Source organism: Streptomyces camelliae (genome assembly GCF_027625935.1).
Taxonomy (GTDB): domain Bacteria; phylum Actinomycetota; class Actinomycetes; order Streptomycetales; family Streptomycetaceae; genus Streptomyces; species Streptomyces camelliae.
On the sequence record NZ_CP115300.1, the window covers coordinates 5,304,310 to 5,323,555 of the forward strand.

Annotated in this window: 20 protein-coding genes and 1 tRNA gene; 15 read left to right on the forward strand and 6 right to left on the reverse strand. The window is 71.4% G+C overall.

Features of this window, described 5'->3' with window-relative positions:
- Window positions 1-2: 2 nt before the first annotated feature.
- The 10 genes from O1G22_RS24290 to O1G22_RS24335 all read left to right on the forward strand — a co-directional run bounded on the left by O1G22_RS24290 (window position 3) and on the right by O1G22_RS24335 (window position 6,099).
- Window positions 3-1,358, forward strand: a complete 1,356-nt coding sequence (locus O1G22_RS24290; RefSeq protein ID WP_270083252.1) for an FtsK/SpoIIIE domain-containing protein — start codon at window positions 3-5, stop codon at window positions 1,356-1,358.
- Window positions 1,359-1,511: 153 nt separating this feature from the next.
- Window positions 1,512-1,646: a hypothetical protein gene (locus O1G22_RS24295; protein WP_270083253.1), complete on the forward strand. Its 135-nt coding sequence runs from the start codon at window positions 1,512-1,514 to the stop codon at window positions 1,644-1,646.
- The gene (locus tag O1G22_RS24300; RefSeq protein WP_270083254.1) at window positions 1,646-2,338 is read left to right on the forward strand and encodes a DUF2637 domain-containing protein; all 693 of its coding nucleotides are present in this window, start codon (window positions 1,646-1,648) and stop codon (window positions 2,336-2,338) included. The genes O1G22_RS24295 and O1G22_RS24300 overlap by 1 nt, the downstream gene beginning before the upstream one ends.
- A 20-nt stretch (window positions 2,339-2,358) precedes the next feature.
- Window positions 2,359-2,553 (forward strand): hypothetical protein, encoded by a 195-nt coding sequence (locus O1G22_RS24305; protein WP_270083255.1) that lies wholly within the window; start codon window positions 2,359-2,361, stop codon window positions 2,551-2,553.
- A 1-nt stretch (window position 2,554) separates the two neighbouring features.
- A complete protein-coding gene (locus O1G22_RS24310) occupies window positions 2,555-2,746 on the forward strand; it encodes a mobile element transfer protein (protein WP_270083256.1) in 192 nt (63 codons plus the stop codon).
- A 12-nt stretch (window positions 2,747-2,758) separates the two neighbouring features.
- A complete protein-coding gene (locus tag O1G22_RS24315) occupies window positions 2,759-2,914 on the forward strand; it encodes a hypothetical protein (protein WP_270083257.1) in 156 nt (51 codons plus the stop codon).
- Between the two features lie 24 nt (window positions 2,915-2,938).
- Window positions 2,939-3,256, forward strand: coding sequence for a SpdD-like protein (locus O1G22_RS24320; RefSeq protein ID WP_270083258.1), 318 nt, complete (start codon window positions 2,939-2,941; stop codon window positions 3,254-3,256).
- Between the two features lie 127 nt (window positions 3,257-3,383).
- Window positions 3,384-4,763, forward strand: a complete 1,380-nt coding sequence (gene repSA / locus O1G22_RS24325) for a replication initiator protein RepSA (RefSeq protein WP_270083259.1) — start codon at window positions 3,384-3,386, stop codon at window positions 4,761-4,763.
- On the forward strand, window positions 4,760-4,948 hold the full coding sequence (locus O1G22_RS24330) for a helix-turn-helix domain-containing protein (protein WP_270083260.1): 189 nt from the start codon (window positions 4,760-4,762) through the stop codon (window positions 4,946-4,948). The genes repSA and O1G22_RS24330 overlap by 4 nt, the downstream gene beginning before the upstream one ends.
- Complete coding sequence (locus tag O1G22_RS24335; RefSeq protein ID WP_270083261.1) at window positions 4,948-6,099, forward strand: tyrosine-type recombinase/integrase; 1,152 nt, start codon at window positions 4,948-4,950, stop codon at window positions 6,097-6,099. Before O1G22_RS24330 ends, O1G22_RS24335 begins: the two co-directional genes overlap by 1 nt.
- A 76-nt stretch (window positions 6,100-6,175) precedes the next feature.
- On the opposite strand, the gene O1G22_RS24340 is transcribed toward O1G22_RS24335, so the two are convergent.
- The 3 genes from O1G22_RS24340 to O1G22_RS24350 all read right to left on the reverse strand — a co-directional run bounded on the left by O1G22_RS24340 (window position 6,176) and on the right by O1G22_RS24350 (window position 9,287).
- Window positions 6,176-6,251, reverse strand: a tRNA-Arg gene (locus O1G22_RS24340).
- A gap of 53 nt (window positions 6,252-6,304) precedes the next feature.
- Window positions 6,305-7,942, reverse strand: coding sequence for an IclR family transcriptional regulator domain-containing protein (locus tag O1G22_RS24345; protein ID WP_428986399.1), 1,638 nt, complete (start codon window positions 7,940-7,942; stop codon window positions 6,305-6,307).
- 109 nt (window positions 7,943-8,051) lie between these two features.
- Complete coding sequence (locus tag O1G22_RS24350) at window positions 8,052-9,287, reverse strand: M6 family metalloprotease domain-containing protein (RefSeq protein WP_270083262.1); 1,236 nt, start codon at window positions 9,285-9,287, stop codon at window positions 8,052-8,054.
- 850 nt (window positions 9,288-10,137) lie between these two features.
- Between O1G22_RS24350 and O1G22_RS24355 the strand changes: the two genes are divergently transcribed.
- Entirely contained in the window at window positions 10,138-10,788 is a 651-nt protein-coding gene (locus O1G22_RS24355; RefSeq protein ID WP_270083263.1) for a TetR/AcrR family transcriptional regulator, read from the forward strand.
- Window positions 10,789-11,037: 249 nt separating this feature from the next.
- The gene (locus tag O1G22_RS24360; RefSeq protein WP_270083264.1) at window positions 11,038-12,576 is read left to right on the forward strand and encodes an MFS transporter; all 1,539 of its coding nucleotides are present in this window, start codon (window positions 11,038-11,040) and stop codon (window positions 12,574-12,576) included.
- Between the two features lie 16 nt (window positions 12,577-12,592).
- Here the strand turns inward: O1G22_RS24360 and O1G22_RS24365 are convergent, their stop codons facing one another.
- Window positions 12,593-13,105, reverse strand: coding sequence for a MarR family winged helix-turn-helix transcriptional regulator (locus tag O1G22_RS24365; RefSeq protein ID WP_270083265.1), 513 nt, complete (start codon window positions 13,103-13,105; stop codon window positions 12,593-12,595).
- Between the two features lie 201 nt (window positions 13,106-13,306).
- On the opposite strand from O1G22_RS24365, the gene O1G22_RS24370 reads away from it, so the two are divergent.
- Together O1G22_RS24370 and O1G22_RS24380 are read left to right on the forward strand one after the other, a co-directional pair.
- Window positions 13,307-14,113 (forward strand): dioxygenase family protein, encoded by an 807-nt coding sequence (locus tag O1G22_RS24370; RefSeq protein WP_270083266.1) that lies wholly within the window; start codon window positions 13,307-13,309, stop codon window positions 14,111-14,113.
- Window positions 14,114-14,498: 385 nt separating this feature from the next.
- On the forward strand, window positions 14,499-15,497 hold the full coding sequence (locus O1G22_RS24380; protein WP_270083267.1) for a sigma-70 family RNA polymerase sigma factor: 999 nt from the start codon (window positions 14,499-14,501) through the stop codon (window positions 15,495-15,497).
- A gap of 572 nt (window positions 15,498-16,069) precedes the next feature.
- Here the strand turns inward: O1G22_RS24380 and O1G22_RS24385 are convergent.
- A complete protein-coding gene (locus O1G22_RS24385; RefSeq protein ID WP_270083268.1) occupies window positions 16,070-17,017 on the reverse strand; it encodes a MerR family transcriptional regulator in 948 nt (315 codons plus the stop codon).
- A 177-nt stretch (window positions 17,018-17,194) separates the two neighbouring features.
- Here O1G22_RS24385 and O1G22_RS24390 point away from each other — a divergent pair, with 177 nt between their 5' ends.
- Window positions 17,195-18,121, forward strand: a complete 927-nt coding sequence (locus O1G22_RS24390) for a TetR/AcrR family transcriptional regulator (RefSeq protein WP_270083269.1) — start codon at window positions 17,195-17,197, stop codon at window positions 18,119-18,121.
- Window positions 18,122-18,211: 90 nt separating this feature from the next.
- On the opposite strand, the gene O1G22_RS24395 is transcribed toward O1G22_RS24390, so the two are convergent.
- Window positions 18,212-19,219, reverse strand: a complete 1,008-nt coding sequence (locus O1G22_RS24395) for a helix-turn-helix transcriptional regulator (RefSeq protein WP_270083270.1) — start codon at window positions 19,217-19,219, stop codon at window positions 18,212-18,214.
- Between the last annotated feature and the right edge of the window lie 27 nt (window positions 19,220-19,246).

Sequence of the window (19,246 nt, forward strand, 5' to 3'; positions counted from 1 at the left end):
TCATGACCAGTTTCACGGTCGTCCTGGTGCTGGTCGCCGTCGCCGTGGGTCTCCTGCGGTGGCGGCGCCCCGCCTGGTACTGGTTGACCTTTGGGGTCACGCTGGCCGTGGTGCGGGTGCTGGTCCGGTACGGCTCCGTCATGGACGCGTGCGGGTTAACCGTGCCGCCCGCGCGGTGGCGGCTCGCTCTCGCCCGTGCCACCAACCGACCGATACCGGAGCCCCGTTCCCCGCGCATCCTGCGGCTGCGGCCGACTCGTACCGGCCTGGTCCTACGGCTCAAGCTCCGTCCCGGACAGGACGCCTTCGACATCGCCGCCGCCTCGGACCGGCTCCGGCACTCGTTCTCCATGTACGGCGTGACCTCGCGGGAGCTGCGCTCCGGCGTCGTAGAGGTGCGAATGACCGGCTACGACGTGCTCAAGCGGGTGCAGATGCCGACCGAGACCGACACCCGGCCGATGCGGGTACCGGTCGCCCTGCGACAGGACGGCTCGGTCCACTACCGCGACTACCGGGCGATACCCCACGCGCTCACCCTCGGCGCCACGGAGTCCGGCAAGTCCGTCTACCAGCGCAATCTGGTTGCCGGACTCGCGCCCATGGACGTCGCCCTCATCGGCATCGACTGCAAGCAGGGGGTTGAACTGTTCCCGCTGGCCCGCCGGTTCTCCGCACTGGCCGACGATCCCGACACCGCCGCCGAGGTGCTCGACGCGCTCGTGGTCCGGATGGAGCGCACCTATCAGGTTATCCGGGCTCAGCAGCGGATCACCGCCGACGTGCCGGACGCGGAGATCGCCGCCGATATCTGGGACCTGCCCGATCACCTGCGCCCGGTCCCGGTCGTGGTCCTGGTCGATGAGGTCGCTGAACTCGCCTTGTACGCGAGCAAGGAGGAGGAGAAGCGCCGGGACCGCATCATCACCGCCCTGGTCCGCCTCGCCCAGCTCGGCCGCGCAGCCGGCATCTACCTCGAAATCTGCGGCCAGCGCTTCGGCTCCGAACTCGGCAAGGGCATCACCATGCTCCGCGCCCAGCTCACCGGCCGCACCGCCCACCGCGTCAACGACGAGTCATCCGCCAACATGGCCTTCGGCGACATCGCCCCGGACGCCGTCCTCGCAGCCATCCAGATCCCGGCCGAGATGCGGGGGCTCGCCATCTCGGGCGACTCCTCCGGAGGGTGGCACCGCATCCGTGCTCCGCACACCTCGCTCCGCCAGGCCGTGAACATCTGCAACCGGCACGCCGACCGGACCCCGGACCTGCCCGAGCTGGCCCCGTTCCGGCCTGCCCTCTCCGCCTCGGCCGCAGCTCCCGTGCCGCTGGCCAAGGTTTCCTCAGCCACCGGCTGATCTCTCTCGGACACCCCCGGTCGGCGCGACTGCCTTCGCGCCAGGTCCCTACCCCCGCCATGCCCAAAGAACGGAGAACCCGTCGTGTGCCCGAACTGCGAGGACTTCGCCCGGACCGTGCTCCTGCTTGGTCAACTTGCCTTGTACGCCGACATGGTTGGCGCCGACCTCGACTTCGTGGAAGCTGTCGGCGCGTCCCTCGCCGTCTCGCTTCCCGAGCCGCCGCTCGGCACGTTCCCGTCCGGCTACGACCCCGACGGCGGCCCCGCCTATCCCGGTGACTCCTGATGGGTGCCCGTCACGGCCTCCGTGTCGACGCGGTCCTGGTTCAGGCCGTCATCGCTGGTGCCCTGTCCTTCGCCCACCTGCACGATCTCGCCTCCGCTGCCGGACAGAACGGCTGGAAGGCGTGGGCCTACCCGGTCAGTGTCGACCTGCTCATGGTCGCGGCTTGGCGGCGGCTGCGCAGTGAGGGACCGTCCCGGCTGGCCTGGTGCTGGTTCGTTGTCGCGCTGTTCGCGTCGCTCGGCGCCAACGTCGCCACGGCAGGGTTCCTCGACCTGGCCGACCCGCCCGCCCTGCTCCGCCTCGGCATCGCAGGATGGCCCGCGCTCGCCTTCCTCGGCGGAACGCTCCTTGCGCACTCGTCGGCTGCGGAGTCGGGGCCCGTTCCGCCGGCACCCGTCGCGGACGCGGAGGAGTCCGTGCCTCCGGCCGAGCAGCCGGTCCCGGACGCCGAACGCGCGTCGGTCACGGGAGCTGTACCCGAGCCAGGCCCAGCCCTCGCTTCTCCGGACCAGGCTCCCGCCCCGGCCCCTGCCACTGCTCCTGCGGTCCCCGCCGTTCTGCTCGACCACGCCCGCAAGGTCGCCGACGAGTACCGCATCCGCACCGGATCTCCGATCGACACGGACACCCTGCGCTCCCGCCTCGGCGTCCCGCCCCACCTCGCCGACGCCATCGCCGCCCACCTGACCTGACCAGCAAGAGAGGTAGACCGATGACCCCTGACCCGGCCGACCTGACCGCCTCCGACTACCTCGACGGCGCCCGCGAGATGGCCGCCGCCAACCGGCCCTTCCTCGCCCACCTGCTTGCCGAGGAAGCCGCCCAGCGCACCGCAGACCCGGCCACCGCCGCCGGTATCCGCGCCAGCTTCCCCGCCCCGACCACGACCCGAGAGGAGACCGACTGACATGCCCGCCCGCGACCACTTCCACTCCGTCATGCACATCGGCCCGGTGCAGATCGGCACGCACCGCGACCGCCACGGCCAGACCAAGCACGCCGCCGTGTGCACCTCCGACGGCTGCGGCTGGTCCTCCGACTACTCCAGCCAGTCCGCCGCCCAGCTCGCCGCCCGCACCCACCGCTGCCGCATCCGCTAGGAGGTCACCGCCATGCAGGTCCCGCTCTGGTTCGCGCTGCTCGTCGTCGGCTACCTCGGCGTCAAGCTCATCCGCCCACCCGCCTGGCTCATCGCCGTACTCCTGCTCGGCGGCTTCCTCCTCGCCCACAGCGTCCTCGCCCCGGCCATCAACGCCCTCGTCAAGTAGCCCGCCCGCGAGAGGAGATCACCCATGTTCCGCCCGAAGATCCCCACCATGCCGATGCCGACGGGCCTCAGCACCCCGCCCGCCTTCGTCGAGCCGACCAACGTCACCCGGCACGCAGAGACCCCGCCGGCCGCCCCGCCGACTCCGACGCCGTCCCGGCCCACGGTCCAGCTCACCCCTGGCACCGCCCTCGCCCTCGTCGGCGGCGGCACGGCCGTCGTCCTGGTCCTCGGCGCCGTCCTGGTCTCCCTGCTCCTGGCGGTCGCCATCACCGGCGCATCGGTCGCCGTCTGCGCGGTCGTCCTGCGCTCCCTGCTCGCCTCCGACGCCAAGCGCCGCTGACCGGCACCCGGGCGGCCTCGATACCGCCAAGCATCCGCCGCCCGGGAGCCGTCCCTGCCCGATCTCGCAACCGGAAGGAACCCCAAGCATGGCCCACCGCGCCTCACCCGCGACACCTAGTGCGCCCATGCCCGACACATTGCTCGACCCGATCACCCTCGGGGACGTGCTCCGGGTGGCCTCGGCCTCCGACTACGCCCGCTGGGAAGACCAGATCCGCCGCACCGGTGGCTGCTCCGACCCTATCCACCTCACCGGCTGGGTCCTCCACAAGGACAAGACCAGCGGCGAGACCCTGCACCACTACTCCACCGAGAACGAGCCGGGCGGACGCCTCCGCCTCGCCTGCGGCAACCGTCGCGCCTCCCGCTGCCCGTCCTGCGCCTGGACCTACTCGGGCGACACCTACCACCTGATCCGCGCCGGCCTGGCCGGTGACGACCGCCGCGACATCCCCGCCACCGTCCGCGATCACCCGCGCGTCTTCGCCACCCTCACGGCCCCCTCGTTCGGCCCGGTCCACAACCGCCCCGATCACGGCGCCTGCCGCTGCGGCACCCCGCATGCGCCCGACGCCCCGGAGCTGGGCACCGCCCTCGACCCGGACAGCTACGACTACGCGGGCGCCGTGCTGTTCAACAACCACGCCGGACAACTCTGGCAGCGCTTCACCACCCGACTCCGCCGCGAACTCGCCGCCCGCGCCAGCCTGCCTCGCCGGGAACTGGCCGAACACCTTCGCGTCTCGTACGGCAAGGTCGCCGAGTTCCAGAAGCGCGGGGCCCTGCATTTCCACGCCGTCGTACGCCTCGACGGCCCGGAGGGGCCCGGGACACCCCCGCCCGCGTGGGCCACGGTCGACCTACTCACGGACGCGCTACGTGCCGCCGCAGCGCACTCGTACACGTCCGTCTCGGTCCCGGCTGCCGGTGACGAGCCCGCCCGTACCTTCCGCTGGGGCCGACAGCTCGACGTCCGCCCGGTCAAGGCCTTCGGTGACGACTCCGACATCACCGAACAGGCCGTCGCCTCGTACGTGGCCAAGTACGCCACCAAGGCCGCCGAGAACACTGGCACCCTCGACCGCCGCATCGGTGAACTCTCCGAACTCGACCGCCACCAGGTCCCCGACCACGCCCGACGGCTCATCACCGCATGCCGCGACCTGGACAGCCTGTACCCGGACCGGCGCCTCTGGGCCTGGGCACACATGCTCGGCTTCCGCGGGCACTTCTCGTCCAAGTCGCGCACCTACTCCACCACCCTCGGCGCCCTCCGCCAGGAACGCGCCGACTACCGCGCCGCGCAGGAGGCATCCGCCCTCGGCCTCGACGACCGCGAGCCGGACACCGTCCTCGTCCTGGCGGACTGGCAGTACGCCGGCCACGGCCACACCCCGGGCGAAGCCGCCCTCGCCACGACCATCGCCCGCGATCTCCAACTCAACCGCGAGACCGCCCGCGATGCCCTGACCGACCAGCTCGCTCGCGAAGGAGCCGCAGCATGACCACCGTCACCGCCGAACTCCTGACCGTGCCGGAAGTCATGACTCGGCTGAAGCTCGGACGCTCCAAGGTCTACGACCTCATCCGGTCGCACCGCCTCGTCTCGATCAAGATTGACGGCGCCCGGCGGATCCCCATTGACGCGGTCCGGGACTTCGTCCTCGGCCAGATGGAGGAGGCTGCCTGATGGCCAGTCAGCGCAAGCGCAACCCGAACGGCGCCGGCACCATCACCAAGCGCAAGGACGGCCGCTTTCAGTGCGCGGTCTACGTGCTCCAGCCGGACGGCACCCGCGCCCGCAAGTTCGCCTACGGCAAGACCTGGGCGGAGTGCGACGCCAAACGCCGTGAACTGCTCGACAAGGTGGACCAGGGCGTGCCCGTGCCCACCAAGTCAGCCAAGCTCTCGGAGTGGCTGCCGTACTGGCTGGACAACGTCATCAAGCCCCGTCGGAAGCTCAGCACCTTCGACAAGTACGAGGCACACGTCCGCCTCTACCTGGTGCCGCTCCTCGGGGCCAAGCGACTCGAATCACTCGGCGTCGCCGACGTCCGCCGGTTCCTCGTGCGCCTGGAGAAGGACACCACCGCCGCAACCGCCAAGGAATCACACCGAGTTCTGCGCTCCGCTCTGTCCTCCGCGTGCCGCGAAGAACTGATCACGCGCAACGTGGCCAAGCTCGTTGAGCCGCCCCGCACGGACACACCCGAGCTTCACCCCTGGACTCTGGACGAGACGCTCGACTTCCTTGCCGCCTCCCGCAAGGACCCGCTCTACGCGGCCTTCGTGCTCGCCATCGCCATGGGCCTCCGTCGGGGAGAGATCGTCGGCCTCCGCTGGTCGGACGTCGACCTCGACAGCCGCGTCCTCTACGTCCGTCATCAGGTCCAGCGTCGCCGTGGCGTCCTGTACGACGACGACCCCAAGAGCCGCCGTCGCCGTGCCGTCCCGCTGCCCGCCCTCTGCATCGCGCCCCTGCGCTGGCAGCGCATGCGGCAGGCAGCCTCCCGTGCCAAGGCGGGGGAGAAGTGGCAGGGGTCGGACTACGTCTTCGCCACCCGGACCGGTCGGCCCGTCGAGCCGCGCAACCTCTACCGCTCCTTCACCCGCGTCGCCGAGTCCGCCGGCCTCCGCGTCATTCGCCTCCACGACGCCCGTCACGGCACCGCCACACTCCTCACGGCGGCCGGAGTCGCGCCCCGCGTCGTGATGGAGATCCTCGGCCACTCCCAGATCAGCATCACCATGGACGTCTACACCCACGTCGTCCAGGACACCCAGCGCGAGGCCATGAGCCACATGGACCGGCTGCTGCGGAGGCGCCCCGGTCGTCAGTGACCGCCCCCGTTGATGTCAGAAGTAGATGTCAAAGGGCCCTCACCTACGGAAATCCGTACGTGAGGGCCCTTTGGCCTGGTGCCCCCGGCAGGATTCGAACCTGCGACACCCGCTTTAGGAGAGCGGTGCTCTATCCCCTGAGCTACGAAGGCGTGGTACTCGATCCACAGAGTACCGGATGGTGACCTGGGGGGTGGTCGGGTTGTCAGGTTGGGGGGATGGGGGTGAAGCGGGAGGCGGTGTGGAGGTCGGTCTGGATGTGGGCGGCGGTGGTGTGGAGGGCGGGGAGGACGTCGGTCACGCAGGACTCCAGGGTGCGGCGGGCCGCGTGGGTGGCCACGCACACCGCGGCGACCGCTCGGCCCGCGCGGTCCCGTACCGGTACGGCGATGGAGCGCAGGCCCGACTCCAGTTCCTCGTCGGCGAGGGCGTAGCCCTGCGCGCGGATCTCCGGGAAGGCGGGGGAGTTGTCGGCCAGGAGGACGCGGCCGAGGGAGGTCGCGGTGGCGGGGAGGCGGGCGCCGACCGTGATGTGGACCGTGAGGACGCGGCTCGTGCCCGCTCCGGCCGTGTACTGGATCTCCGTGCCGTCTTCCGTCAGAAGCGCCATCGCCGTCGGTTCGTGCAGGCGGGCCGCCAGCGCGCGCAGGTGGGGTTCGGCCAGGTGGGGGAGTGTCGTACGGGAGAGGGGCGGGAAGCCGAGGTCGAGGACGCGGGGGGTGAGGGTGAAGGTGCGGTCCGGGTGCGCGCGTACCAGGCCCAGGTGTTCGTGTGTGAGGAGTGCGCGGCGGGCCGTGGCCCGGGACAGGCCCGTCGCCCGAGACACCTCCGTGAGCGGCAGGGCTGAGCGGCCCGCGCCGAACGCGGTCAGTACGGTCAGGCCGCGGGCCAGTGACTCCACGAAGTCCCGGCCCAGTTCGTGCTTCGACGCCGTCGTCCAGGTTGCCAGGCCTGACGGTGGTGGGCCCGGCTCGGGCGGCGGTGCCGTGCGCAGGTCCGCCTCCATCGCCGCCACCGCCGTACGCAGGCGGGGCAGGAGGCTGGTGCGCAGGTCGGCCGCCGAGTGCCGGCTGGTGTGGCTGACCACGCTCGCCACGCACACCGGTCGGCCGGTGGCCGGGTCCCGTACCGGTACGGAGACCGCGACCAGCCCCGGTTCGATCAGCTGGTCGTCCAGCGCCCAGCCGTCCCGGCGGGCCCGTTCCACCCGCTCCGTGAAAGCGGCCTCGTCGTCTCCGGCTGTCTGCTGGGGCGGTACGGCGGGGAAGGCCGTACCCTGCGGGTCCGCGGCCCGGCGTGCGCGCCAGCGTGCCCAGTCCGGCTCGGTCCAGCCGGTCGCGAACAGCGGTCCGGGCGCGGTGCGTTCGACGGGGAGGAGGTCGCCGATGCGGAAGCTCACCGACAGCGCGCGGCGGCGGGTGGCCTGGTGGATGAAGCGGATGCCGTCGAGGTCGGCGACCGCGAGGGACACCGACTCGTCCAGTTCGTCGGCGAGGGCGTCGGCGTGCGCGCCGAGCAGGGCGGGCAGGCGCAGGGCGGCCAGATAGGCGTTGCCCAGCTCCATCACGCGGGGAGCCAGTACGACGTCCCGGGCGTCCAGGCGGACGTAGCCCATGCGGGCCAGGGTCGCGGTGATCCGGTCGACCGTGGACCGGGCGAGCCCGGTGGCCCGCTCCAGCGCGCTCGGGCTCAGCGTGCCGCCCGCCTCGGTCAGCCGCCGCAGCACCCCCACCCCACGCATCAGCGGCCCGACCGCTTCCCCGGGTGGGCCGGTCACCTCGACAGAGCCCTCGGCAGCGGCGGCGGCAGCGCCTTCGGCGTCCAGTGCGGGGTTCGCGGGCATCAGCTCTCCGGTACGGCATTCGGGCACGCCTACGGTAAACCGTGCCCGCCTCCCGCTCGCCGCCTCCGACGCAACCCCCGCCCGCCGGACTCCCCTCCCCCACCTGCTCCTAGCCCCGAGTGACTCGCACTCGGTAGTTCCCCTCCTCGTCCTTCTCCACTACCTGCACGCTGATCCCGTGCGCGGGGTCCTTGAAGGTTTCGCCGGGGGAGAAGGGAGCGTCGGAGAGTTCTGCCTGGACGTTGGGGCTGTGGGTGCAGCCGCCGCTGTTGCGGTGGGCGTCGTAGACCGTGATCGGCCCACGGCCGGTGTCGACCGTCGCGTCGACCTTGTAGACAAGGACGCCCGGGTGGCAGATCGCCTCGTCGTTGCCGCCGGGGGTGCGCACCTCCAGCGCGTACGAGCTGTGGCCGTCGACCGGCACGATCACCAGTTTCCCGCCCCCCGTCGTGTGCAGCGGCGTCAGCAGGTAATCGGCGCTGCCCGGAGTCGTCGCGCAGCCCACCTGGGAGCCGTCCAGCCAGCCCAGTTTCCACTTGTGCCAGCCGAGCAGATCGTTGTCGGCCCCCCAGTCCTCGCTCATGATGTCCCAGTGCCCGACCGCGCCCCCGCCCTCCTGCGTGTACAGGTCGGGCAGGCCGAAGGTGTGGCCGTTCTCGTGGGGCAGGACGCGGTAGCCGGTGTGCGCGTACGAGCCGGAGCCGTCGTCCTGGCGGGAGTAGACGAAGGACGCGTTGGAGATGGGGACGCCGTCGGCGACCGGGGCGTCGCCGTTGCCGGCGAAGGTCACCGACAGCACCGTGTCCAGCGCGGACGGGCCGGCGTTCGGGCTGACCAGGACGTTGAGGATGTCGTACGAGCGGAAGTCCACATGCGGGTCGGCCGCGGCCACGATGTCCCGCACCAGCTGCCGGTACCCGGGGTCGAAGGGTGCGCCGCGCTCTATGCCGTACGCCCGGAAGGGTTTCGGCATCCGCAGCCAGCTCGTGATCGGCGTCCCCGGCCGGTAGTCCAGGCGGCCGTACGACGCCTTACGGAACCACTCCTGGGTCTGCGGGAAGAACTCGTGGAAGCGGTCCATCGCGCTGCCCTGGCCCGGCGCGTCGGAGAAGTCGACCATCAGGGTCAGGGCGTGCACCGTGCCTGTGGAGCGGGCGTAGCCCTGCGGAGTGGGGACGCCCTCGGTCATCTGCACGTCGGGACCGCCGTGGATCATGCAGGGCGCGAGGGCGGTGGAGCGGGCCAGACCGATGGGCCCGGCGGTGGTGGGCGCCGGCAGATGCCCGGTCCCGGCCGAGGTGCTGACCGCGAGGGTCAGCGCAGTCACCGCGGCGAGAGCGGCCACCCGGCGCGGGCGTATGCGCCGGCGCGCGCGGCCGTTTCCTCGGACCGTGTCGCCGTCCCCGTGGTGTGCGTGGCCGTCCCCGTAGTGTGCGTGGCCGTTTCCTCGATCCGTGTGGCCGTCCCCGTGGTGTGCGTGGCCGTTTCCTCGGCCCGTGTGGCCGTCCCCGTGGTGTGCGTGGCCGTTTCCTCGGCCCGTGTGGTCGCCCCCTCGCCCCGTGTGGCTGTCCCCTCGGCCCGTGCCGGGCGGGTCGTCGTCGGTACGGCCCTCGTTGCCAGTACGGCCCCCGCCGCCCGTGTGGCCCCCGCCGGTCCGGCCCTCGCCGGTACGACCCCCATCTGCACGGCCTTCGCCGCGGCGCCCCCCGTCTGCACGGCCCTCGCTGCCGTGCCCCCCGTCTGCACGGCCCTCGCTGCCACGGCCCCCGCCGGCGGCGCGTCCGGGGCAGAAGTACTTCTGGCGCTCGTCGGGCACGCGCTCGTGAGAGAGGCGTATGCGGCGGCGGGGTGGCTGCGGCTGCATGCATGGACCTCTCGCTCCACGGCAGCCGCCGTTCTCCGGCTGCACCCTTGCGCTCACCCTGTGTCGACGGGGGCGAGGGGCGCGCGCTGGAGGAGACCGATCGTGGGAAAGCCGGTCCGCACGGGGGTGAATCCTGACCGGAGACGCATGGATGCCGGTGTGGCCCAGGTCACAGTGATTCTTTTCGTGGGCGGGAAATAACCGGGGACCCTCTCCCCGTTTAGCCCTGTGTCCGAGCGAAACGGGGACTGCTTCCCCGGATCGTGATCACCGCCCCCGAGTCCCGGCCGCCGTCGGGATCGCCGGGCCCATCGCTTGTGAGGAGTACGCCGTGCCGACCGCGACCACCCCGGTAGCATCGCGCAAGGTCCCGCGGCCCCGGGCCGACGCCCTGCGCAACCGGGAGCGGATCGTCGCCGCCGCCCGGGAGATGCTCGTCGAGGACGGCCCGCATGTGTCCCTGGACGAGATCGCCCGCCGGGCCGGCGTCGGCAACGCCACGGTGTACCGCAACTTCCCCGACCGCGAGGCCCTCGTCCGCGAGGTGGTCTGCTCCGTCATGGACCGTACGGCCGAGGCGGCCGAGGTGGCCCTCGCCGAGACCGGGGACGCCTTCGCGGCGCTGGAGCGGTTCGTGCACGCCTCCGCCGACGAGCGGATAAGCGCGCTGTGCCCGATGATCGCCAGCACCTTCGACCGGCACCATCCCGACCTGGAGGCCTCCCGCGAGCGCCTGGAGCGGCTCGTCGAGGAGGTCATGGGCCGGGCCAAGGCGGCCGGGCAGCTCCGGCCGGACGTCGGCGTCGGCGATGTGATGATCGCGGTGGCGCAGCTGAGCAGGCCCCCGGCCGGCACGGACTGCCTGCGCAGCGACCGGTTCGTCCACCGTCATCTCCAGCTGTTCCTCGACGGCCTGCGGGCACCCGCCCGCTCCGCCCTGCCGGGTACGGCCGTGACCATCGAGGAGCTGCGCCAGGCCTGACCGATACCGATCAGCGCACGCCCTGACCGATTAGTTCGGCCCACCGCCTCAGTCCACGCTTCAGCTCACGCCTCAGTACGCGTCTCAGTACGCGCCTCAGTCCACCTGCACAACCCGTCCGCCCCGTCCGCCCTGTCCGTGCCGTTCCGCCCCGGCCGTCACCGTCGACGAGCCGCGCCCTCGGCTTCCCCTCGGCTTCCCGATTTTTCGCTCTTTTTCCGTCACGAAAGTTCCGAAGTGGGTACTCCCATGTCCGAAACAGCCTCCAAGGCTTCTGGCGTCCTCGACCCGCGCGGTGACGCCAACCGCTGGAAGGCGCTCGTCTTCATCGCGCTCGCCCAGCTGATGGTCGTCCTCGACGCCACCATCGTGAACATCGCCCTGCCCCACGCCCAGACCGACCTCGGCATATCCGACGGCAACCGGCAGTGGGTCGTCACGGCCTACGCCCTCGCCTTCGGCAGTCTGCTGCTCTTCGGCGGCCGTATCGCCGACAAGTGGGGCCGCAAGCGCGCCTTCGTCACCGGTCTCGTCGGCTTCGCCCTCGCCTCCGCGCTGGGCGGCGCCGCCACCAGCGGCCCGATGATGTTCGGCGCCCGCGCCCTCCAGGGCGTCTTCGGTGCCCTGCTCGCCCCGGCCGCGCTCTCCCTGCTCGCGGTGATGTTCACCGACGCCAGGGAGCGTGCCAAGGCGTTCGGCATCTACGGCGCCATCGCCGGCGGCGGCGGTGCCGTCGGCCTGATCCTCGGCGGCTTCCTCACCGAGTACCTGAACTGGCGCTGGACCTTCTTCGTGAACGTCCCGTTCGCGGTCGTCGCCGCGGCCGGTGCCTACTTCGTCATCCGTGAGCCCGAGGGCGGCCGCAACCGCAATCCGCTCGACATCCCGGGCGTCCTGCTGTCCACGCTCGGCCTGGTCGCGCTCGTGTACGGCTTCACGCGTGCCGAGTCCGACGGCTGGGGCGACTCCGTGACCGTCGCGATGTTCGTGGCGTCCGCGGTCCTGCTGCTCGCGTTCGTGGTCGTCGAGTCCCGGGTCAAGGCCCCGCTGCTGCCGCTGCGCGTGGTGACCGACCGCAACCGCGGCGGCATCTACCTCTCCCTCGGCCTCGCGATCATCGGCATGTTCGGCCTGTTCCTCTTCCTGACCTACTACCTGCAGGTCGTGAAGGGCTACTCGCCGGTCAAGACCGGTTTCGCGTTCCTGCCGATGGTGGCCGGCATGATCACCGGCTCCACCCAGATCGGCACCCGCCTGATGACCCGGATCCCGGCCCGCTTCCTGATGGGCCCCGGCTTCCTGGTCGCCGCGCTCGGCATGCTGATCCTGACCCAGCTGAAGACCGACACCTCGTACCTGACCCAGCTGCTGCCGGCGATGGTGCTGCTCGGCCTCGGCATGGGTACGGCGTTCATGCCGGCGATGTCCCTGGCCACCCAGGGCGTCCAGCCCCGGGACGCCGGTGTCGCCTCCGCGATGGTCAACACCTCGCAGCAGGTGGGCGGCGCGATCGGCACCGCCCTGCTGAACACCATCGCCTCCTCGGCGACCACGTCGTACATCAAGGACCACATCGCCGGCGCCGCCGCCAAGCCGCAGCAGGAGCTGGTGAAGCTCCAGGGCATGGTGCACGGCTACAGCACCGCGATCTGGCTCGCCGTCGGCATCCTGGCGCTGGCCTCCCTGATCGCCTTCACCTTCGTCAACGCCGGCCGTCCGAGCGTCACCCCGGTGGCCTCCGGCGAGGGCGCCGAGGACGAGGTCAGGGTCCCGGTGGTGGCCCACTGAGCACCCGTAGAGTGATTTAGCGGAGCCAGGGCAGGTCCGCACCCGCTTCCTCGGGCTGAAGGCCCTCGGCGACGATCTCCATGATCTCGCCGAGGGCCTTCTGCTGTTCCGGGGTGAGCCGGTCGAACAGCGCCTGCCGTACGGCGTCCACATGGCCCGGCGCGGTGCGCTGCAGCACCTCCAGGCCCCCGTCGGTGAGGACCGCGAACTGGCCGCGCTTGTCGGAGGGGCAGTCCTCGCGGCGCACCCATCCGTTCTTCTCCAGCCGCGCGATCGCGTGCGACAGCCGGGAGCGGGTGATCTTCGCCTTCATCGCCAGCTCGGTCATCCGCAGCCGCCGGCGCGGTGCCTCGGCGAGGCCGACGAGCAGGCCGTAGTAGATGTGCGGCATGCCCGCGTCACGCTGGAGCTGCCGGTCGAGGTGGTCCTCCAGCAGGGTGGTGGCGTGCAGGTACGCACGCCAGACGCGCTGTTCCTCGTCGGTGAGCCAGCGGTGCCGTGCGGCGGCGGAGTCGGATGCCGTGTTCATGGCTTCCACTGTACGAGCTGTCTCCTTGAAACTTGAACAAGTCGGGCGTACGCTCTCGAAGCAGATAGCTTGAGAGTTAAAGCATTCCTTCGAAGCATCTGTAGTCGAAGCAGCTGCACTCGATGCAGCTGCATTCGATACATCTGCAGTCGAAGCGTCTGTATCTCTGAACGTCCGTCTCGATGATGGGGAGTCGCCGCCATGTCCGCCGTATCGCAGGAGCGCGCCTCGGAGGGGCGTATGCCCGCCCTCTATCTCAGCCACGGCGCCCCTCCCCTCGCCGACGACCCCATCTGGCCCGGTGAGCTCGCCGCCTGGTCCGCCGGCCTGCCCCGCCCCAAGGCGATCCTCATGGTCTCCGCCCACTGGGAGGAGGCCCCGCTCGCCCTGGGTGCCGTACAGCCGGTCCCGCTCGTCTACGACTTCTGGGGCTTCCCCGAGCACTACTACCAGGTCCAGTACGCTGCCCCAGGCGCCCCCGAGCTCGCCGAATCCGTGCGCAAGCTGCTGCGCGCCCCCGGCATCCCGGTCCAGGACATCCCCGACCGCGGTCTGGACCACGGCGCCTACGTCCCCCTCGTCGAGATGTTCCCGGCCGCCGACATCCCCGTCCTGCAGATATCCATGCCCACCCTCGACCCGGTCCGCCTGATGGACATCGGCCGCAAGCTCGCCCCGCTGCGCGACGAGGGCGTGCTGATCGTCGGTTCCGGCTTCTTCACCCACAACCTCGCCGCCCTGCGGTACGCGGGCAGCGGCGTGCCCAGCTGGTCCTCCGAGTTCGACGACTGGGGCCGGCGCGCCCTGGAGACCCGCGACTGGGACGCCCTGCTCGACTTCCTGGACAAGGCCCCGGCCGGCCGCTACGCCCACCCGCGCACCGAACACTTCGCCCCGCTCTTCGTCACCATGGGCGCGGCCGAGGCGGGCGGCGAGCTGGACGCGCAGAAGTCCGTGATCGACGGGTTCTGGATGGGCATGGCGAAGCGGTCGGTGCAGTTCGGCTGAGCTTTGCCCGGTAAGGGTGGGATGTGAGATGGCCTGGTATTTGCTGTGATTCCGGTCGCGTGGCAACCATCGCCGGGTGCGGGCCGTCTTTCGGGTGGGAGAGCGGTCAAAGGCGGCGCTCTTCCGGAGCTCGCCCGATGCTCTTCAGAAGCGGCCTGACCTGCGCCTCTGTACGTTTCGGCGGCCCCTGTCTCACCGTGCGGCGGGACAGGGTACTGCATGATCAGAAAAATTGAGGGGCGGGTTGGGAATTCTGTCCGGATTCCAGTCGTTGTTTCCATCGGACGCAGGGCATCCGAGGAGAGTTCCCCCACAGGCCACAGTCCCCGGAGTGCTGAGCGTCCACCAGGACCACCCGCCAGCCCACCATCGCAAGGGAGCACGCATGGCAACCCGTGCCGTCGCCCGTCGTCAGTCCGCCTCCGGCGAGACGGCCGACTCGGCAAGCAGTGTTCGCGCACACGCCGGCGAGATCGCCGACCGTGACCTGGTCGGGATGTACCTCGACGAGATCGCGCGCACACCGCTGCTCGACGCGGCCAAGGAGGTCGAGCTGTCCCAGACCATCGAGGCGGGTGTGTTCGCGCGGCAGGTTCTCGACGGCGAGGAGGAGTCCGCCACGGACGCCAGCCGCGAGGAGCTGGAGGCGCTCGTAGCCGCCGGTGAGCGGGCCAAGGACGTCTTCATCCGCTCCAACCTCCGCCTGGTCGTCGCCGTCGCCCGGCGCTACCCCCGCAGCGGCCTGCCCCTGCTGGACCTGATCCAGGAGGGCAACGCCGGCCTGGTGCGCGCGGTCGAGAAGTTCGACTACCGCAAGGGCTTCAAGTTCTCGACGTACGCCACCTGGTGGATCCGCCAGGCCATCACCCGCTCCATCGCCGACCAGTCCCGCACGATCCGGCTCCCCGTCCACCTCGTGGAGGAGCTGGGGCGCATCCGCCGCGTCCAGCGCGAGTTCAACCGCGAGAACGGCCGCGACCCGGAGCCCGCGGAGATCGCGAAGGAGCTGGGCGCGACGCCGGAGCGCGTCATCGACGTCCTCGACTGGGCCCGCGACCCGGTGTCGCTGAACATGTCGGTGGACGACGAGGGCGAGACCCAGTTCGGCGACCTGCTGGAGGACACCTCGGCGGTCGGCCCCGAGCAGTCCGTCATGAGCCTGCTGCGCAGCGAGGAACTGGACGACCTGATCGGCCGCCTGGACCAGCGCACGGCCTCCATCATCAAGATGCGGTACGGCATCGAGGACGGCCGCGAGCGCACCCTGACCGAGGTCGGCAAGGAGCACGGGCTGACCCGCGAGCGCATCCGCCAGATCGAGAAGCACGCACTGCTGGAGCTGAAGAAGCTGGCACGCGACACCGGGTTCGACGCGGTGGCGTAACGGACGTAGGACGTACGGGGGTGGGCTTGGGTAGCAGGGGCGGACACCGTCGTTGCCCTGCCCCTGCCCCTGCCCCTGCCGTTTGCTGTGGCTGTGGGCGCGGTTGAGCGCGTTGTGCCCGGCTGAGCGTGGTGTGCGTGGTTGTGGGCGTGCGATGCTCGGGACCGCGCACGCCGGTGGCGAAAGACGGCGCAAACATGGCGTGGTCCTGTCGCTTCAAAGCCCGGGCCCGAGGGAACAACCCTTGCGGGCCCCGCACCGAGCCCCCGGGAACCGCGACCGCACTCCCCACCGCAGCTGACACACACCACACAGCACGGCACACCACACAGCACGGCACGTGACACACCACGGCACGTGACACACCACCGATCCGACCGCATCAACGCACCGTACGGCGACCTACGCACCGCCGGCCGTCCCCACGCGAACCACGTCCCGACGCACCATCCCCCCCGGCGCCGGGACCTCCCGAAGCCGGGCTCCGGCACCCATCCCCCCTGGGTGCCGGGGCCCGGCTCTCCTGTCTGCGGTTCGGCGCAACGCCCTGACTTTGTACGCCCGTTGGGTGCTCACGCGGCCGACGTATGGGCGCGCAGCGCGGTGACCGTCCAGTCGATCAGGGGCGTCAGAGGGTCGGGGGCCGGCCAGCCGTTGATCAAGGCCAGCAGCTGGAAGTAACGGTCCCAGCGGGGATCGCGCGCGGACTCCAGCCGGCGGAGCAGCCAGGCGGCGGGATCGGCGTACGGTCGGTGGCCGGGGGCGGTGTTCTCTCGGTGGCCGGGCGCCGGTGCATACCGGGTGAGGAGGGCCGTGACGACGGGTTCCGCCTGCGGGGCCTCGGGGGCGGTACCGGCCGCCATGGTGGGCCCGGCCAGCTCGCGGGCGACGGCGACAACATCCGGGCGCGGTGGCTGAGCGGTGCCTTGCGTATAAGCGTGGACCAGTCGCCGTACGGCCGAGCGAAACGCATCGTCGAGGACCAGTTCGGCCAACTCCAGCCAGGCCGCGAGCTGTTCCTCGCTGGGCTCGGCGGGCAACTCGGGAGTCATGGAACGCCGGACCGCGGCTTGAGGGGTGTCGGTGTCTTCGAAGACGGCGTCCAGGAAGCCGTCGATGAGCCGTCGCCGCTCGGTCTCGGACAAGGTCGCCAACCGGTGCATGAATTCTGCCTCCTGGAGGGTGGGTGCGCGCCCGGCCACGGCGGACAGCACCGCCCGGCGCAGGCGCAGCACGCTGATCTGCACGTCCAGTGCGGCTGCCTGCTCAGCGGCGATCCGGCCGAGTGTGAACGGCCGGTCCAGGACCTGCCGGATCACCTCCAGACCGAGCCCCAGCTCGCGCAGCGCCCGTACGAGGGCCAGCCGGGTCAGGGCGTCCGGGTCGTAGCGGCGGTAGCCGGCCGCGGTGCGGTCCGCGGGAACGACCAGTCCACGGTCTGAGTAGAGGCGGATCGTCTTGACCGACAGGCCGGTACGCCGGGCCAGTTCACCGATCGAATACAGGGTGCCGTCGTGCATGAGCCCACCTTCTGGTCTCCTGCTGGGGGAGACTCAAGTCTGCGGTGAGGCGGGGGATTGCGGGGACGGGGCGTACCCGAGGGCAGGGCATGCTGGAACGGCGGTCCACCCCGTACCTGAACCCCGGGGTGAACCGCGCGGATGGCAGATTCTGCCACATGGGCATAGCCTGCCGGAATGAGCACCACCCCCAGCGCCGCCCACCAGCAGTTTTCCCCCTCCGCCCCGGTTTCGCTGACCGAACGGCGAAAGGCCGAGACCAGGATGGAGATCGCCCGGGCAGCGGGTGCGCTGTTCGTCAGGCAGGGCCTGCGGGCAACCCGCGCCGAGGACATCGCTCAGGCCGCGGGCATCGCACCGCGCACCTTCTACCGCTACTTCGCCACCAAGGAGGAAGCCGTCGCCCCGCTCTACGCCGCGGGCGCCCAGCGCTGGGCGGAAGCGGTCCGCGCGGCCCCGGCCCACCTCAGCGTCCCCGAGGCCCTGGAACACGCCGTCCACCAGACCCTCATCCCCGGGCTCGGCGTCTCGTCGGCGTCCTGGGAGTGGGTCCGCACCCTGATCCGCCTGGCCGACACCAGCCCCGCCCTCCGCAAGGTCTGGGCCGAGGTGTGCCAGACGTCGGAGACGACCTTGGTGGAGATCCTCGCGGCGCGAGGCGAAGACCGCCCGACGCGGTACGAGGGCCGCGAGGCTTCGGGCGAGGGCCGCGCGTCACGGGGAGACGGAAGCGAGGCTTCGAGCGTGGGCCGCGCGTCACGGGGCGAGGACCTGACGGCGCGCCCGACGCCCACCGGGTCGGACCGGACGCCCACCGGGTCGGACCGGACGCCCACTGGATCGGATCGGGCGCCCGCCGGGTCGGATCGGGCGTCCGCCGAATTGGACCCGATGCCCGCCGGGTCCGCCCCGCCTCCCGCCGGCCCCACCTCGCTCACGCCTGACCTCCGCTTCACCGCGGCCGTCGCCGGCGCCGCCGTCCGCGTGGCCGTGGAGTCCTGGGCCGCCACCGCTGCCCCGCCCACCGGCCCCGAGGGACCGGCCGCCCTGGCACTGCGCAACCTCGGGGCGCTGAAGGGGTTCGACTGGGGCGGGGAGGGCTAGGGGGTGTCGTTTGGATCATCCCGGCGTCGCGGGCCCTGGCACGGCTCGGCAGAAAGCAGGTCTGACGGAACGTGGGCGCTCCCGGTCGGGTCAGCCCCTTTCGGACGACTGCTCAGGCGACTGCTCGGACGACCGCACACCCCCCGCCCGGCTCAACCGTCCGCCCAACTCCCGTACACACTGCGCCAGTTCTCCAGGGCCCCGTACGGTGAACTCGACCCCGGCCATCGCGAGCCGTACCGCCAGCCACTCCACGGGATCGCCGGAGGTGCCCCGTAGGACGCAACCGCCCTCCCCGTCGTCCTCCGGCACCCCGAACCACGCCGGGACCCGCGAGGCGACCTGCTCGGCCGGCGCGGCGAAGCGCACGGCGAACTCGTACGTCTCCTGTCGCCGGTTGATGGACCGTCGTAGGTACTCGGCCGCGTCCCCCGTCGGCAACTCCCGCGGCGCGAACCGCACGCCGGTCGCGAACGGCTCGCTCACCCGGTCCACCCGGAACGTACGCCAGTCGGCGCGGTCGAGGTCGTAGGCGACCAGGTACCACCTCCGTCCCGTCGACACCAGCCGGTGCGGCTCGGTCAGCCGACGTGACTCACCTCCCTCCTTGTCGCGGTAGGCGAACCGCAGCCGCTCGTGCCCCGCCACCGTCGAGGCCATCACGGTCAGCGTCTCCGGCGCGATGCTCGCACCGTCCCCACTGGTCAGCGGCGTGGTCGCGGCCTGCAGGGTGGACACCCGGTGCCGCAGCCGGGCCGGCAGCACCTGCTCCAGCTTGGCCAGGGCCCGTACCGACGCCTCGTCCACGCCCGCCACCGCGTGCCCGGCACCGGCCCGCAGCCCCACCGCGATCGCCACCGCCTCCTCGTCGTCCAGCACCAGCGGCGGCATCGCCTTGCCCGCGACCAGCCGGTATCCGCCGTCCGCGCCCTTCGTGGCCTGCACCGGATAGCCCAGCTCGCGCAGCCGGTCGATGTCCCGTCGCACGGTACGGCGGGACACCCCGAGCCGGTCGGCCAGCTCACCGCCGGGCCACTCGCGCGGGGTCTGGAGAAGCGACAGCAACTGCAACAGCCGGGCGGGCGTGTCGGTAGTCATGTCTACGAGAATGCCGCACGACTAGGA